Origin of the sequence: Kibdelosporangium aridum, from assembly GCF_900176515.1 — a bacterium.
In the GTDB taxonomy this organism is placed as follows: Bacteria; Actinomycetota; Actinomycetes; order Mycobacteriales; family Pseudonocardiaceae; genus Kibdelosporangium; species Kibdelosporangium aridum.
In genome coordinates this window covers 1,833,036-1,846,259 of sequence record NZ_FWXV01000001.1, presented here as the reverse complement: position 1 = coordinate 1,846,259, position 13,224 = coordinate 1,833,036, and the positions used below count along the sequence as shown (strand labels likewise).

The window sequence follows — 13,224 nt, the reverse complement described above, 5'->3', positions numbered from 1 at the left end:
ACCTCGGGAGCGAGGGGCGCTCCCGAGGTACGGGGAATCACTGCACTTTGAACGAGGGAGTGAGCACCAGCGCGGCGAGCTGATCGACGGTCAGCGGCGCCGTGGCCATGGAGCTGCCCTTGCCCGGGCCTTCGTTGTTGGATTGCTTGGACTGGGCGACGAACACCACGGTGCCGTCGTCGTAGCGGTAGCCGACGATGCCGTCGATGCCGGTGTCCTCGGGCTGGGCGACCACACCGACGGTCTTGCCCTGCACGACCATGGTCTGGCACGCCCCACCCGCGCCCCAGAACCTCGGCGCGAGCTCGCAGACGTCGGCCGGATAGCTGTTGCCGGGCGTGTACACCAAGGCCATGACGCGGCCGGTGCCGTCGTTCGGGGCGGATTTCCTGGTGACCGCCGCGGTAGCCAGGTACTGCCAGACCTCTTTCTTGTCCGGGCCGGTGTACTTGTCGAAGGACGCCTGCGAGCCGGTGACTTTGTCCCCGGAGCCCGGGTAGGCGGCTTCCTCGTCGACCTTCACCGTGTCGGGCAGCGCGGCTTTGAGCGCGGTGAGCACGCCGTCGGCGGTGTTGGCGCGGGGACCGCTGCGTGCGGTGCGGTCGACCTGGCCGTTGGGCCAGGAGGTTTTGGTGCTGTCCGGGTTGCTGGTTGTCGTGGGGGCTGCGGCGGGGCCGATGGGCAGTGACTCGCCGGCGGGGGCCAGCGCGAAGGCGGTGCCCGCGGCCAGTGCGACCACAGCGGCGCCGGCGGCGACGCCTGCCCAGCTGGCGCGGCGGCGTTTGTGGGCGCGTTTGGCGGCGTCCAGTGCGGTGTTGGGGTTCATCGGGGGCGGTTGGCTGCTGACCGCCATGATCTCTCGCAGGCCGTCGCGCAGTTCCTGCTCGTTCATCGCTAGGAGATCCTCTTTCGATCAAAGGTCGGGGTCATCTGGTCGGTGAGCAGGTCGCGCAGCGTCTGCAGCCCCCGCGCGGCCTGGCTTTTCACCGTCCCGGTGGAACAGTTGAGGGTGCCGGCGGTCTCGTCGACCGACATGTCCTCCCAGTAGCGCAGCACCAGCACCGCTCGCTGGCCGGGTGGTACCTGCTTGAGTGCCTCCTGCAGGACCATCCGGTCTTCCGGGCCCGCCTTGGTGATCGGGATGTCGGCGGGCTCGTCGGAGACGCTTTCCTTGCGGAACCAGCCGAGGCGCCGCTCGGACAGGAACGTCCGCACCAACGTCTTGCGGGCGTAGGCGTCCAACGCGTCGTGCCTGGTGATGCGCTGCCAAGCCAGGTAGAGCTTGGTGAACGTCACTTGCACGAGGTCCTCGGCACGGTGCCAGTCACCGCACAGCAGGTATGCCGTGCGGCGCATGGCATCCGACCGCGCCGCGAAATAATCCGCGAACGCGGTGTCCCGATCGGTCATCGATCCCCCGGGTGTCGGTGCTTTGCGTTACTGCGTTAGTCACGCCCGTTGCAGCTCGGCGGGTTGCACGAGCCGGGCCAAAAGATCGCCGAATTCCTCCCACCAGGGCAGGTGCTCGGATCGTGGCAGGTAGCGGCGTCGCTGGGCGCGCAGGGTGTCGACTTTGGCCTGCATGGCCGCGGCGGTGTCGCGGTCGAGGGCCAGTGCTTCGCGCAGCGCGTTGAGCAGGGTGGCTTCGGCGTCGTCGGTGACCGAGTCGGCGCCGGCCAGCCAGGCGGCGCAGCCGTAGGTCAGTGCGCGTTCGCCGATGGTGAGTTTCGCGGGGTCGGGCAGGCCGTCGGGGACGCTGTCCAGGTGCAGTGCCTCGGCCACCACGTCGAGTGCTTGTTGTTCGGCGTGGTTGATCTCGTTGTCGGCGCGGGCCACGGCGCTGGTGGCTTCGTAGATCGCGGCGCGGGCAGCCGGTGACAGGCCGCGGACCAGTGCGGCGGTGCGGGCTTGCTGGTCGGCGACCATGTCGTCGAGCAAGGTGGCGCCGCGGGTGGCGTCGGTGAGCACGACCGGGTCCAGAAGTCGCTCGGCGGTGGCCGGTGGCGCGATGCCCAGCTGGACGACGGCGTCTTTGATGGTGGTGTCGTGGTCGCGGGCGTGGTGGGCCGCGCGGGCGCCCGCGTCGTAGCCGTAGACGCCGCCGACCACGGTGGACAGTCCGAGGGAGCGTTCGGCGGTGCGCCGGTTGTGGTCGGTGTCGATGTCCATGCCGCGCAGGCACTTGTCGGCGAACAGCGGCATGGTGTTGGTCAGCAGCCGGATGGACTCGAAGAGGTTCTTCACGATCACCGCGGTCCAGGCGTTGAAATCCAGTTCGGCGCCTTCCACGGCCATGGTGACCACGGTGTCGTTGCCGCAGACCTGCAGCCCGACTTGGACGACCAGCTCGGCCATGACGGGGTTGACCTTGCCGGGCATGAACGACGATCCGGCCTGCACGGCCGGCAGCCGGATCTCGCCGAGGCCCGCGCGGTTGCCGCTGGCCAGCAGCCGCAGGTCTTTGGCGATCTTGATCAGGCCGCAGGCCAGTGCCTTGAAGATGGTGGAGATGTACTGGAAGACGTCGCCGTTCTGGAAGGCGTCGAAGAAGTCGGGGTGTCTTCGTAACGGCAGCCCGGTGGTCTCACACAGCCGGGGGTAGATCGCGTCGACGTACCCGGCGCCGACCCCCAGCCCGGTGCCCACGACGGTGCCGCCCATGGGCACGTCCAGACAGGCCTCGGCCGCGGCGGTCAGCCGCAGCACGCCGCGGCGTGCGACGGCGAGGTAGGCGCCGAAGGCCTGCCCGAAGGTGACCGGGACGGCGTCTTGCAGGCAGGTGCGCGACAGCTTCACGGTGTCGTGGTGTCGGATCACCTTCTCTTCCAGCACGACGGCGAGGTGCTCGACCGCGTCGCGCAGCCGCAGGATGTCACGGTGCAGCGCGACGTTGACCGCGGTGGCCATGGCGTCGGATGTCGACTGCCCGGCGTTGACGTGGTTGTTCGGGTGAACGAACTCGTAGCCGCGTTTACCGGACAGCAGTTCGTTGGCGCGGTTGGCGATGACCTCGTTGACGTTCATGTTCGGCGACACGCCGCCGCCGGCGGACAGCACGTCGACGGGGAACTGGTCGGGGCCGATGGTGCCGTCGACGATCTCGTCGGCGGCCTGGCCGATGGCGGAGGCGACCGGTTCGCGCAGCACGCCGATGTCCATGTTGGCCAGTGCGGCGGCTTTCTTGACCTGGGCGATGGCGTGCAGCAGCGCGGTCTGCCCGCCGAGGGTCTGGCCGGAGACGGCGAAGTTGCCGCGGGCGCGTTCGGTCTGCACGCCGTAGTAGGCCTCGGCGGGCAGGGTGACCGGGCCGAGGGAGTCGTGTTCGACCCGGGTGGTCATGGTTGCTCTCCTCGGTAGCGGGCGGCGACGAACGCGCTGGCGGCGTTGAGTTTCTCGGGCAGTTCGTAGGCGCCGAGGATTTCGAAGTGGTGGTTGTCCAGGTAGTACTCGAGCTCTTTGGGGTACAGCAGCCGGTAGTTGACGTGGTCGTGCACGAGGCCCTGGGCGCGGCGCCAGGTGCGCTGGCGTTCCAGCAGTTGCTGGGCGGGGTGGTGGCGGTACTCGGCGATGGCGTCGGCGCGCAGGTCGGGGATGTCGATGTGGAAGCCGCGCGGGAGTTTGTCGGTGCGCAGCGGGTCGATCATCTCGAGGATGAGCACGGTGCCGGGGTGGCTGTGCGCGGCGTAGGTGGCCATGACCTTGTCGATGTCGCGGTTGGCGTGGACGTTGGCCAGTGCGTAGCCGAAGCAGGTGATCGCCTCGAACGTGCGCCCGAGCCGCAGGGTACGCATGTCCTCGACACGGAACTCGATCTCCGGGCGGCGACGGCGGGCGTAGTCGATCATGGCCTGCTGGTGGTCGACGCCGACGACGTCGGTGATGTGCTTGGCGAGGTATTCGAGGTCTCTGCCGGTGCCGCAGCCGATGTCGAGCAGGCTCTCGGGCTGGCGGCCGAGGTGGTCGTGCAGGATGGTCTCGGCGAGCCGGGCGACGGCGTGGTTGGCGCCGTCGTAGACCACTTCGTAGAGCTCGGGGTGGCGGTAGAGCAGGTTGCTGACGTCGCTGACATCATTGTCGGTCTGCCTGTCCATGCTCTTTGATGGTCCTCACCCGCTCGATCCACATCCAGCACGCAAGGTGAAGTTCACCCGATCCAGACCGTGTGCCCAGGTCGTGCGGTTGACCTGCGGAAGTATCTCGACAGTCGGCAAAAGATCGGGATCGGCGACGTGCTTGCTCTGGTGTGCCATGTGTAAAGGGCTGGCTGCACACTCCTAAGACTCCTCGTGAGTAACCTCGCAGCTGTGCCCGATTTCGGGCATGGAAGTTGAGTTTGGGGGTGGGTGGTGCCAGGCTCGGACGCCATGACGCAGACGGAGCTGGTGCGGCACGTGGTCGCGTCGACCGGGCTGGCTCCGGAGACAGCGGCGCGGCTGATCGCGGATGTGGTCGCGTACTTCGGGGAGACGACCGAGCAGTTCGTGCGCCGCAGGCATGCGGAGTTGCGGCGGCGGCACTACGGCAACGCGAGCATCTGGCCGGTGATCGCGGCCGAGCTGGCCGAGCGGCGGGTCGCGGCTCCGGAGTTGTCCGAGCGTCAGCTGCGGCGGATTGTGTACGGCTGAAAGGACCTGGCTATTCATGTGCGGCATCGTCGGCTATGTGGGGCATCGGGAGGCGGTTCCGGTGCTGCTGGAGGGTTTGCAGCGGCTGGAGTACCGCGGTTATGACTCGGCGGGTTTGGCGTTGGTGCATCGTGGCCGGCTCAAGACGCACAAGGCCGCGGTGCGGGTGCGTGAGCTCAAGGAACAGGTGGGCAAGGCGCCGGGCGTGGTCGGCATCGCGCACACGCGGTGGGCGACGCACGGTGAGGTGACGGATGTCAACGCGCATCCGCACACCGACACGTCGGGCCGGTTCGCGGTGGTGCACAACGGGATCGTGGAGAACTCCGACGAGTTGCGCGCGAAGCTGACCGCGCAGGGCGTGCCGCTGGTGTCGGAGACCGACACCGAGGCGTTGGCGCATTTGATCGCGGCGGCCGCTGAGCAGCACGAGACGCTCGAGGAGGCGGTGCGGGCGGCGCTGCGGGGCGTGGAGGGCACCTACGGTCTGGTGGTGCTGGACGCGCGGCGCCCGAACGAGCTGGTGGTGGCGCGCAACGGCAGCCCGATCGTGCTGGGTGTGGGTGAGGGCGAGATGTTCATCGCCTCGGACGTGGCCGCGCTGGTGCGTCACACCCAGCGGGTGGTGTACCTGGAGGACGGTGAGATCGCGACCGTGCGCGCCGGGGACTTCGAGACCAGTGGCCGCGCGGAGACGGTGGACCTGGCTGACGAGGACTACCAGCTGGGCGAGTTCCCGGACTTCATGCGCAAGGAGATGGCCGAGCAGCCCGAGGCGGTGCGCCGGGCGCTGCGGGGCCGCCTTGACACCCGGTTCGCCACGGCGCGGCTGGGTGGTCTGCGGCTGGATCCGCGGGATCTGCGTGCGGTGCGGCGGGTGAAGTTCCTGGGGTGCGGCACGGCGTATTACGCGGGGCAGGTCGGCGCGAACCTGGTGGAGGAGCTGGCGCGGATCCCGGCGGACGCCGAACCGGCGTCGGAGTTCCGCTACCGCAACCCGGTGGTGGATCCGGACACCCTGTACGTGGCGATCTCGCAGTCCGGCGAGACCCTGGACACCCTCGCGGCGGTGCAGGAGCTCAAACGCAAGGGCGGCAACGTGATCGGCGCGGTGAACGTGGTCGGCTCGGCGGTGGCGCGCGAGTGCGGCAGTGGTGTGTTCCTGCACGCCGGGCCGGAGGTGTCGGTCGCGTCGACCAAGGCGTACACGAACATGGCGGTGTCGTTCGCGATGCTGGCGTTGTGGCTGGGCCGGGTGCGTGACCTCTCCGCGGCGCACGGGACGCGGCTGGTGTCGGCGTTGCAGCAGCTGCCGGACCAGATCGCCTCGATCCTGGAGACCGACTACGAGGTCGCGGCGATCGCGCGCAAGTACGCGCAGGCCAAGCACATGTTCTTCATCGGGAGGGTGCGGGGCTGGCCGGTGGCGCGGGAGGGTGCGCAGAAGCTCAAGGAGATCTCCTACGTGCACGCCGAGGCCTATCAGGCGGCGGAGCTCAAGCACGGGCCGCTGGCGTTGATCGACGCGGAGATGCCGAGCGTGGTCGTGGTTCCGCAGGATGAGTTGCTGGCCAAGAACATCGGCACGATCGAGCAGATCAAGGCGCGTGGTGGCCCGGTGATCGCGGTGACGAACGCGGATCTGCCGGACGGTTTGGCCGACGCGGTACTGCGGGTGCCGCGCAACGAGCCGGAGCTGGACCCGATCCTGTTGACCATCCCGTTGCAGATGCTGGCCTACCACGTGGCGTCGGCGTTGGGCCGGGACATCGACAAGCCGCGCAACCTGGCCAAGAGCGTCACGGTCGAGTAGGTCCGTTTCGTTCAAGACCGGTGTCGGTGGGCGCTTCTAGGGTTCGGCCCATGACTGTTGCATTGAATGCGATCTCGATCGTGGTCGCGGACATGGGCCGTTCCCTGGCGTTCTACCGGCTGCTGGGTCTGGACATCCCGGCGTCGGCGGACACTGAGCCGCACGTGGAGGTGGCGTTGCCGGGCGGGATGCGGCTGTTGTGGGACACCGAGGAGACGATCCGCTCGTTCGACCCGGAGTGGCAGCGCCGCGGCAGTGACGGGATGTCGCTGGCGTTTCTGGCCGAGAGCCCGGCCGGAGTGGACAAGGTGTACGCCGAGCTGGTCGGCGCGGGGTATCACGGTGAGAAGGAGCCGTGGGACGCGTTCTGGGGTCAGCGCTACGCGGTGGTGCTGGATCCGGACGGCAACGGCGTGGACCTGTTCGCCGCGCTCTAGAGGTGGATGGCGTCGATCAGCTGCGGGCCGTCGAGCAGGACGCGGTCGTTGTGGTCGGCGCCGGGGATCTCGATGAGGGTGGCGTTGCCCGCGCGGGCGACGTCGCGGCTCTGTTCGGGCGGGATGATGCTGTCCTGTGCGCCGAGTACGACCGTGATGGGGGCTTTGACGCGCGGAATGGTCTCGGCGACGGGGAATCGGTCGCGCAGCAGCAGCCGTACGGGCAGGAACGGGTAGTGCTCGCTGCCCGCGGCCGCCAGGTCGGTGAACGGTGAGCGCAGCACGAGTGCGGCGGGTGGGTGTTCGGCGGCGAGGTCGGTGACGACGGCCGAGCCGAGGCTTTCGCCGTAGTAGACCAGTTGCGTGGGCGGGACTTGCAGCTCTTCGGTGAGGAATCGGTGCGCCGCGCGGATGTCGTGGCCTAGTCCCTCCTCGCTCGGGCTGCCCGGGTTGCCGCCGTATCCGCGGTAGTCCACCAGCAGTACGGCCATGCCGCGTGCGGCGAGCGCGGCGGCCAAGGGTGCGCGGTTGGCGCGGTTTCCGGCGTTGCCGGGGGCGACGAGCACGACGGCGTAGGGCCCGGGTTGTGTGGGTGGGATGAGCCAGGCGCCGAGGGACAGGCCGTCGCTGGTGCGCAGTTCGACGTCGGCCGCGCCGGGCAGGACGTCCGCGGCGGGTGGGACGGCGCTGCTGTCGGGCAGGTAGATCAGTGTGCGTTGGAACAGCCAGATCAGCCCGAGCAGCAGCACAATCACGATGACGATCGCGATCAGCACACGGACCAGCCTGGCACGCAGCATCAGGCGCGGATGACCTGGACGCCGGCGTCGGTGAACGCGGCCACCGCGGCGGGGTCGGCTCCGGAGTCGGTGATGAGCACGTCGACCTGGCGGATCTCGCAGATGCGGGCGAAGGCGTGGCGGGCGAGTTTGGAGGAGTCGGCGACCACGATGACCTGCCGGGCGCGGGCGACCATCAGCTGGTTGATGCTGGCTTCGCCTTCGTTGTACGCGGTCGCGCCCTCGGTGGCGCTGATGGCGTCGACGCCGAGGAACAGGTGATCGAGGGTGAGCTGTTCGAGCACCAGGGTGCCCAGCGGGCCGGTGAGCTCGTAGGACTGGGGCCGCACCACGCCGCCGGTGACCACGATCTTGACGTGCTGGCGCACGGTCAGTTCGTTGGCGATGTTCAGTGCGTTGGTCACGACTGTGAGTGCCGCTTCGCCGCCTGCTGCGAGCAGGTCTGCGCGGGTGGCCAGGGCGCGGGCGACTTCGGTGGTGGTGGTCCCGCCATTGAGGCCGACGACGCCGCCGGGGCGGATGAGCGCGGAGGCGGCGCGGGCGATGCGGTCCTTCTCGGTGGCGTGGCGTGCGGTTTTGTAGCGCAGCGGCAGGTCGTAGGAGACGTTGTTGGCGGTCGCGCCGCCACGGGTGCGGGTGACCATCTGCTGCTGGGCCAGGCGGTCGAGGTCGCGGCGGATGGTCGCGGTGGACACGTCCAGTTCCTGCGCGGCGGTCTCGACATCCAGGCGCCCGTCGCGAGCGATGATCTCCAGCAAGGCGTTCCATCGCTCGTGCGACGCCATCGTTGCCCCCTTCTGGTGCGGAATCGGTGCAGATCGTCACAGTAAACGGGCGTCAACGCCAACAACCACGCCCAGTGTTGCGTGAAAGTGCATGCTCTGACCTAGTATGAAGCAGAATTGCTCAGTACCGTTCACTTCGTGCGAGTAGTCGAGGTCCTATGAGTCACGCGTCGGAGGAGATCGCCAGCCAGCCCGCGTGCTGGCGCACGGCCATCGAGGTGGCCGCGGCCAAACCGGCCGGGTTGCCCGAGCCGGGTGAGCGGGTGGCGGTGATCGGGTGCGGCACGTCGTGGTTCGTCGCGCAGTCCTACGCGGTGCTGCGGGAACGCTCCGGCCAGGGCGAAACCGACGCGTTCACCGCTTCGGAGTTCCCGCTGTCGCGCCGCTACGACCGGGTCGTGGCGATCTCCCGCTCGGGCACCACCACCGAGATCCTGCGCGCGTTGTCGCAGATCGGCCGGGTGTCGCGGACGACCGCGATCACCGCGGTGGGCGCGAGCCCGGTGCGGGATCTGACCGACGATGTGCTCACGCTGGGGTTCGCCGATGAGCAGTCGGTTGTGCAAACACGATTCCCCACGACATTGCTCACGCTGCTTCGCGCACACCTGGGCGAGGACGTGTCGCGGCTGCCCGGTCAGGCGGAGCGAGCGTTGGGCATGCCGCTGCCGGAGGACTTCGACGGGTTCCGCCAGTTCACGTTCCTCGGCGCCGGGTGGACGGTCGGGCTGGCCAACGAGGCGGCGTTGAAGATCCGTGAGGCCGCGCAGGCGTGGGCGGAGTCGTATTCGGGCATGGAGTACCGGCACGGGCCGATCGCGGTCGCCGACATCGCCTCGCTGGTGTGGGTGTTCGGCGACGCGCCGCACGGCCTGCTGGACGAGGTGCGTGCGACGGGTGCGCATGTGGAGGTGTCGTTGCTGGATCCGCTGGCCGAGCTGGTGCGGGCGCAGCGGATGGCGGTGAGCCTGGCTGACCGGCGCGGGCTGGATGTGGACGCGCCGCGGCATCTGACCCGGTCAGTCATCCTGACGTGAACAGCGTCGTCGCGCTGGATGTCGGCGGGACGCTGATGAAGGGCGCGGTCGTTGATCGCGACGGCACCGCCAGGGCTGTCGAGCAGCGGCCGACCCTGCGCCAGCCCGACACCGTCGAGGGGATCCTGGCGTTCGCCGCGGACCTGGTGGCCAGCGCGGGATCTCCTGCGGCGGTGGGGCTCGCGGTGCCCGGGATCGTGGACGAGGCCCGGGGCGTCGCGCGGTATTCGAGCAATCTCGGGTGGCGTGACCTGCCGTTGCGGGACATCGCCACCGATCGGCTGGCAGTGCCGGTGGCCTTGACGCACGACGTGCGAGCGGGCGGGGTGGCCGAGCACGAGTTCGGTGCGGCACGCGGGGTCGATGACTTCCTGTTCCTACCGATCGGGACCGGTATCGCGGGCACGGTGTTCGCCGGTGGGCGGCCGTATCGCGGCGCGGACGGGATGGCCGGGGAGATCGGGCACGCGCCGGTGCCGATCGGCGAGGAGTTATGTGCGTGCGGGCAGCGCGGGTGCCTGGAGACCTACGCCTCGGCCGCGGCGCTCGTGCGCCGCTACGGCGACCCGGGGTTGAGCGCGGCCGATGTGGTGGCGCGCGCTGCGGATGATCCGCGCGCGGCACAGGTGTTCGGCGACGCGGTGCGCGCGTTGGGGTTCGCGCTCACGACGTACACGATGCTGCTGGATCCGGCGCTGATCGTGCTCGGTGGCGGGTTGGCCGAAGCGGGCGAGACGCTGCTGGCGCCGGTGCGCGCCGAGTTGTGCGCGCGCGTGACCTGGCGGGTGCCGCCGCGCGTGGTGCGCGCACAGCTGGGGTCCTCGGCGGGACGGTTGGGTGCGGCGATCTGCGCGTGGGGGCTGGTGTCGTGATCCTGACCATCACGCTCAACGCCGCGCTGGACGTGACCTACCAGGTGGACGGTCTGCGGCCAGGCGCGACGCATCGTGTGCAGGACGTGCGGGTACGGCCGGGCGGTAAGGGCGTGAACGTCGCCGCGGTGCTCGAGCAGCTGGGTGAGCCGGTGACCGCGACCGGGTTCGCGGGCCCGGAGCTGGGTGCGCGGCTGCCGGGGTTCGTGCCGATCGCCGCGGAAAGCCGCCGCACGGTGACGGTCGTGTCCGGCGGCGAGGCGACGTTGTTCAACGAGCCTGGCCCGCTGATCAGTCCAGGGGAGTGGGACGCGCTGCTGGGCGAGTTCGACCGGCTCGCGGCCGGGGCACGGGTGGTGGTGTTGTCCGGGAGCCTGCCCCCGGGGTTGCCGGACGACGCGTACGCGCGGCTGATCGAACGCTCGCCGGCGCCGGTGGTGCTGGACACCGACGGCGAGCCACTGCGGCACGGCATCGCGGCCGGCCCCGCCCTGGTGAAACCCAATGTCGACGAGCTGGCCAGGCTGCTTGGCCGAAAACCTGACCTCCCGGCCGACTGTCTCACGCTCGGCGTTCCCGTCGCCGCGACGCTGGGCGCGCACGGCGCGGTGCTGGCCACGCCGGACGGGGTGTGGCGAGCACGGCCGCCGGGTGCGCTGGCGGGTAACCCCACGGGTGCGGGTGACGCGTTCACCGCCGCCGTGGCGCGCGGCCTGGCACAGGGCCGTGACTGGCCAGTGGTACTGGCCGACGCGGTGGCGTTGTCGGCCGCAGCGGTACTCAGCCCGGTCGCCGGCGGCTATGACGCGGCGGCGTACCGGGATTTCGCTGGTGTGGTGACCGTGGAGGAGGGCTGATGCTGGTACCGACGTCGGCGATCATCGAACAGGCGGTGCAGGGCGGCACGGGAGTCGGCGCGTTCAACGTGATCACGCTGGAGCACGCGGAAGGCGTCGTCACCGGCGCGGAGACCGTGGGCCAGCCGGTGGTGCTGCAGGTGAGCCAGAACTGCGTGAAGTTCCACGGCGGGCATCTGCTGCCGATCGCCCGGGCCGCGGCGGCGGTGGCCGCGGAGTCCTCGGTGCCGGTCGCGCTGCACCTGGATCACGTCGAGGACGAGGTGCTGCTGCGGCAGGCCGCGGACGCCGGGTTCGCCTCGGTCATGGTGGACGCCTCGAAGCTGCCGTACGCGCAGAACGTGCAGGCCACGCGGGAGGCCGCGCGATGGGCGCACCGCTCGGGCCTGTGGGTCGAGGCCGAGCTGGGCGAGGTGGGAGGAAAGGACGGTGCACACGCGCCCGGTGTGCGGACCGATCCGAAGGACGCGGCGCGGTTCGTGGCCGAGACCGGCGTGGACGCGCTGGCCGTCGCGGTCGGCAGCTCGCACGCGATGACCACCCAGACCGCGTCGCTGGATCTGGAGCTGATCTCGCGGATCCGTTCGTGCGTGCCGGTTCCGCTGGTGCTGCACGGCTCGTCGGGCGTGCCGGACGATCAGCTGCGGGACGCGGTGCGGCACGGCATGGTGAAGATCAACATCGGGACGGCGTTGAACGTGGCGTTCACCCAGACCATTCAGGCCGCCGACCTGCGCATCAGTGACCCGCGTAAGTACCTGGCGCCCGCGCGGGAGGCGATCGCGCACACCGTGGCTCACTTGCTCGGCGTGCTCTCCAGCGCCTGAACCGGCATGCGCTTGAGCACCAGCACCGCGCCGATGCCGATCACGCACAACCCGGTCAGCAGCAGGAAACCGGCGTCGAACCCGCCGGTGGCGTCCTTGAGCGCGCCCAGCGCCCACACCGCGGTGAACCCGCCGAGGTTGGCCCAGAAGTTGCCGAACCCGCTGATCGCCCCGGCCACCGAGCGGCCGAGGTACTGGATCGGGATGGAGAACAGGGGCCCGAAGTAGAGCTGGATGACGATCGAGTTGACCGCGACCACGGCGATGATCACCGGCAGCGAGTCGGCCAGCACCAGCCCGACCAGCGAGCCGGCGACGACCGTCAACGACACCCCGACCACGGCTAAGGGCTTGCCGGTTTTGTCCGCGACGTACCCGCCCATGATGTTCGACGGTGCGGTGAGCGCGGCGCCCAACGCGACCAGCAACCCGGCGGTCTGAATCGAATAGCCCTTCTCCACCACGACAAAGCTGGGCAGCCACGTGATCACCCCGTGGGTGGCGGCCAGCCGCACGAACTGGATCACCGAGGTCACCGCGACCACCGGGTGCTTGAGCAGTTTCGGCAACTCCCTGAGGGGCGGCTGCCGACGCTTCTCGGTGTCGGCGCCGTTGTTGCCGACCAGCCAGTACGCGATCAGCGTGACCACACCCAAACCCGCGCACACCAGGAACACCCCCTGCCACCCCAACGGCCCGACCAGCAGCGGCCCGACGAGGTTGAGCACGATGCTGGAGGAAAACCCGCCCGCCACGTACAGGCCCATCGCGGTGGCCTGCTTGGTCGAGGAGAACTGGCGGCTGATCAGGATCAGGCCCGGCGCGAACGCCATCGAACGCAGCACCCCGGACACCGCCTGGTTGGCCACCAGCCAGCCGTAGGAGTCGATCAGCGCGAACCCGCAAGCGAGGATGTTCACGCCAAGCAGGCCGGTCAGGAACATCTTCTTGGTGTCGATCCGGTCGGCCAGCACCCCCACCGGCACCTGCATCAGCGCGTAAGTGAACGTGGACGCCGCAGCGAGGGTGCCCCCTTGGGCGAACGTCAGGGAAAGATCATCGCGGATCAACGGCAGAAACAGCGCGATACCCCCGGTGACCAGCGCCTGCGAACTCTGACACAGCACGATCAGCACAATCGTGATTCCCCGCCGCTTGATCACCCGGCCAG

14 protein-coding genes are annotated in these 13,224 nt (G+C 69.5%); 7 read left to right on the top strand and 7 right to left on the bottom strand.

Features of this window, described 5'->3' with window-relative positions; genetic code table 11:
• Positions 1–37: 37 nt before the first annotated feature.
• The 4 genes from B9C43_RS07830 to B9C43_RS07815 are packed head-to-tail and all read right to left on the bottom strand — an operon-like array spanning position 38 to position 4,091.
• On the bottom strand, positions 38–892 hold the full coding sequence (locus B9C43_RS07830; protein ID WP_084425258.1) for a hypothetical protein: 855 nt from the start codon (positions 890–892) through the stop codon (positions 38–40).
• Positions 893–894: 2 nt separating this feature from the next.
• Positions 895–1,410, bottom strand: a complete 516-nt coding sequence (locus B9C43_RS07825) for a SigE family RNA polymerase sigma factor (protein ID WP_084425257.1) — start codon at positions 1,408–1,410, stop codon at positions 895–897.
• A gap of 39 nt (positions 1,411–1,449) precedes the next feature.
• Positions 1,450–3,339 carry a lyase family protein gene (locus B9C43_RS07820; protein WP_084425256.1) on the bottom strand — a complete coding sequence of 630 codons (1,890 nt, stop codon included), beginning with the start codon at positions 3,337–3,339 and terminating at the stop codon, positions 1,450–1,452.
• Positions 3,336–4,091 carry a class I SAM-dependent methyltransferase gene (locus B9C43_RS07815; RefSeq protein ID WP_084425255.1) on the bottom strand — a complete coding sequence of 252 codons (756 nt, stop codon included), beginning with the start codon at positions 4,089–4,091 and terminating at the stop codon, positions 3,336–3,338. The genes B9C43_RS07820 and B9C43_RS07815 overlap by 4 nt, the downstream gene beginning before the upstream one ends.
• A gap of 273 nt (positions 4,092–4,364) precedes the next feature.
• Between B9C43_RS07815 and B9C43_RS07810 the strand changes: the two genes are divergently transcribed.
• The 3 genes from B9C43_RS07810 to B9C43_RS07800 are packed head-to-tail and all read left to right on the top strand — an operon-like array spanning position 4,365 to position 6,875.
• On the top strand, positions 4,365–4,625 hold the full coding sequence (locus B9C43_RS07810; protein ID WP_033386476.1) for a hypothetical protein: 261 nt from the start codon (positions 4,365–4,367) through the stop codon (positions 4,623–4,625).
• Between the two features lie 16 nt (positions 4,626–4,641).
• Positions 4,642–6,438 (top strand): glutamine--fructose-6-phosphate transaminase (isomerizing), encoded by a 1,797-nt coding sequence (glmS, locus tag B9C43_RS07805; RefSeq protein ID WP_033386458.1) that lies wholly within the window; start codon positions 4,642–4,644, stop codon positions 6,436–6,438.
• A gap of 50 nt (positions 6,439–6,488) precedes the next feature.
• The gene (locus B9C43_RS07800) at positions 6,489–6,875 is read left to right on the top strand and encodes a VOC family protein (RefSeq protein ID WP_084425254.1); all 387 of its coding nucleotides are present in this window, start codon (positions 6,489–6,491) and stop codon (positions 6,873–6,875) included.
• On the opposite strand, the gene B9C43_RS07795 is transcribed toward B9C43_RS07800, so the two are convergent.
• Both B9C43_RS07795 and B9C43_RS07790 read right to left on the bottom strand, forming a co-directional pair.
• On the bottom strand, positions 6,872–7,675 hold the full coding sequence (locus B9C43_RS07795) for an alpha/beta hydrolase (protein ID WP_200825450.1): 804 nt from the start codon (positions 7,673–7,675) through the stop codon (positions 6,872–6,874). The genes B9C43_RS07800 and B9C43_RS07795 overlap by 4 nt on opposite strands.
• Positions 7,675–8,460: a DeoR/GlpR family DNA-binding transcription regulator gene (locus tag B9C43_RS07790; RefSeq protein WP_084425253.1), complete on the bottom strand. Its 786-nt coding sequence runs from the start codon at positions 8,458–8,460 to the stop codon at positions 7,675–7,677. The genes B9C43_RS07795 and B9C43_RS07790 overlap by 1 nt, the downstream gene beginning before the upstream one ends.
• A 158-nt stretch (positions 8,461–8,618) precedes the next feature.
• Between B9C43_RS07790 and B9C43_RS07785 the strand changes: the two genes are divergently transcribed.
• From B9C43_RS07785 to B9C43_RS07770, 4 genes are read left to right on the top strand one after another with little or no spacing between them, the layout of a single operon-like run.
• Positions 8,619–9,497 (top strand): SIS domain-containing protein, encoded by an 879-nt coding sequence (locus B9C43_RS07785; protein ID WP_033386453.1) that lies wholly within the window; start codon positions 8,619–8,621, stop codon positions 9,495–9,497.
• The gene (locus tag B9C43_RS07780; RefSeq protein ID WP_143446175.1) at positions 9,494–10,369 is read left to right on the top strand and encodes an ROK family protein; all 876 of its coding nucleotides are present in this window, start codon (positions 9,494–9,496) and stop codon (positions 10,367–10,369) included. Before B9C43_RS07785 ends, B9C43_RS07780 begins: the two co-directional genes overlap by 4 nt.
• Positions 10,366–11,226 (top strand): 1-phosphofructokinase family hexose kinase, encoded by an 861-nt coding sequence (locus tag B9C43_RS07775; protein WP_084425646.1) that lies wholly within the window; start codon positions 10,366–10,368, stop codon positions 11,224–11,226. The genes B9C43_RS07780 and B9C43_RS07775 overlap by 4 nt, the downstream gene beginning before the upstream one ends.
• Positions 11,223–12,053, top strand: a complete 831-nt coding sequence (locus B9C43_RS07770; protein ID WP_033386451.1) for a class II fructose-bisphosphate aldolase — start codon at positions 11,223–11,225, stop codon at positions 12,051–12,053. Before B9C43_RS07775 ends, B9C43_RS07770 begins: the two co-directional genes overlap by 4 nt.
• On the opposite strand, the gene B9C43_RS07765 is transcribed toward B9C43_RS07770, so the two are convergent.
• On the bottom strand, positions 12,023–13,216 hold the full coding sequence (locus tag B9C43_RS07765; protein ID WP_200825449.1) for an MFS transporter: 1,194 nt from the start codon (positions 13,214–13,216) through the stop codon (positions 12,023–12,025). The two genes, B9C43_RS07770 and B9C43_RS07765, sit on opposite strands and share 31 nt — an antisense overlap.
• Between the last annotated feature and the right edge of the window lie 8 nt (positions 13,217–13,224).

Coding starts and splice junctions, on each gene's coding strand:
- B9C43_RS07815 (WP_084425255.1), bottom strand. CDS start 4,091: ATGGACAGGCAGACCGACAATGATGTCAGCGACGTCAGCAACCTGCTC.
- B9C43_RS07830 (WP_084425258.1), bottom strand. CDS start 892: ATGAACGAGCAGGAACTGCGCGACGGCCTGCGAGAGATCATGGCGGTC.
- B9C43_RS07790 (WP_084425253.1), bottom strand. CDS start 8,460: ATGGCGTCGCACGAGCGATGGAACGCCTTGCTGGAGATCATCGCTCGC.
- B9C43_RS07795 (WP_200825450.1), bottom strand. CDS start 7,675: ATGCTGCGTGCCAGGCTGGTCCGTGTGCTGATCGCGATCGTCATCGTG.
- B9C43_RS07785 (WP_033386453.1), top strand. CDS start 8,619: ATGAGTCACGCGTCGGAGGAGATCGCCAGCCAGCCCGCGTGCTGGCGC.
- B9C43_RS07825 (WP_084425257.1), bottom strand. CDS start 1,410: ATGACCGATCGGGACACCGCGTTCGCGGATTATTTCGCGGCGCGGTCG.
- B9C43_RS07800 (WP_084425254.1), top strand. CDS start 6,489: ATGACTGTTGCATTGAATGCGATCTCGATCGTGGTCGCGGACATGGGC.
- glmS (WP_033386458.1), top strand. CDS start 4,642: ATGTGCGGCATCGTCGGCTATGTGGGGCATCGGGAGGCGGTTCCGGTG.
- B9C43_RS07820 (WP_084425256.1), bottom strand. CDS start 3,339: ATGACCACCCGGGTCGAACACGACTCCCTCGGCCCGGTCACCCTGCCC.
- B9C43_RS07810 (WP_033386476.1), top strand. CDS start 4,365: ATGACGCAGACGGAGCTGGTGCGGCACGTGGTCGCGTCGACCGGGCTG.